Source organism: Lacinutrix salivirga (assembly GCF_053604675.1).
Window position 1 is genome coordinate 1 of the sequence record NZ_JBSHNP010000057.1, and the last position, 1,108, is coordinate 1,108.

At 34.7% G+C, this 1,108-nt stretch carries 2 protein-coding genes; both read left to right on the plus strand.

Features of this window, described 5'->3' with window-relative positions:
- Window position 1 precedes the first annotated feature (1 nt).
- Window positions 2–706: a MotA/TolQ/ExbB proton channel family protein gene (locus ACVC5O_RS02110; RefSeq protein ID WP_452219814.1), complete on the plus strand. Its 705-nt coding sequence runs from the start codon at window positions 2–4 to the stop codon at window positions 704–706.
- 3 nt (window positions 707–709) lie between these two features.
- Complete coding sequence (locus ACVC5O_RS02115; RefSeq protein WP_452219815.1) at window positions 710–1,102, plus strand: ExbD/TolR family protein; 393 nt, start codon at window positions 710–712, stop codon at window positions 1,100–1,102.
- The last annotated feature ends 6 nt before the right edge of the window (window positions 1,103–1,108 follow it).

Here is a 1,108-nt window from a genome sequence, read left to right on the forward strand (position 1 = left end):
TATGTTAAACACCTTAATCCAAGAGACTGCACAAAATGCAGATGCACAATTAACAGAAGGCGAACCAGTAGAAAAAACACTGTCTATAATAGAGCTTATTACCACAGGAGGAACAGCAGGAATGGTAATAATCGCCATACTCGTTGTGCTTTTAATAGTAGCAACTTACATTTATTTCGAAAGGTTATTTGCTATAAAAGAAGCCTCTAAGGTCGATTCTAATTTTATGAATCAAATACGAGATTATGTGAGTGGAGGTAAAATCGATTCGGCACAAAACCTATGTGCACAAACAAATTCGCCAGTATCACGTTTAATAAGTAAAGGGATTTCCAGAATTGGCAAACCTTTAGAAGATATAAATACAGCCATAGAAAACGCAGGACGATTAGAGATTTATAGTCTAGAGAAAAACGTTAGTGTATTAGCTACCATATCTGGAGTAGCGCCAATGATTGGGTTTCTTGGAACAGTAATTGGTATGATTTTATCTATATTCGAAATCGCCAACTCAGGAGGTTCTATAGATATAAAAACTTTGGCAGATGGATTATACACAGCAATGACCACAACCGTTGGAGGATTAATTGTAGGTATTGTAGCCTATATGGCATACAACCATTTAGTAGTAAAAACAGACAAAGTGGTGTATAAAATGGAAGCCAATAGCGTAGAGTTTTTAGACCTATTAAACGAACCAATGTAAACTATGAATTTAAGAGGAAGAAATAAAGTATCACCAGAATTTAATATGTCGTCCATGACAGATATAGTGTTTCTGCTGCTTATCTTTTTTATGATTGCATCCACTTTAGTCTCTGCAGAAGCTATAGATTTATTATTGCCACAATCTACAAGCAAAACCACGCAAACAAAAAATGTATCTGTTAGTGTAGATAAAAATGTGAATTACTATGTAGATTTAAAACAAGTCTCAAAAGACGCTTTAGAAGCAGAAGTATTAAATAAAATAGGCAATACAGAGTCGCCAACCATAACCATACGCTCAGACCAAGATGTGGAGATGAAACACGTAGTTTACATCATGGACATCGCAAACAGAAATAAAATTAAATCTACTTTAGCCGTAAAATCGCAGTAGTAAATA

Excerpts from the sequence above, each read along its gene's own strand:
- ACVC5O_RS02110 (WP_452219814.1), top strand. The coding sequence starts at position 2 with ATGTTAAACACCTTAATCCAAGAGACTGCACAAAATGCAGATGCACAA.
- ACVC5O_RS02115 (WP_452219815.1), top strand. The coding sequence starts at position 710 with ATGAATTTAAGAGGAAGAAATAAAGTATCACCAGAATTTAATATGTCG.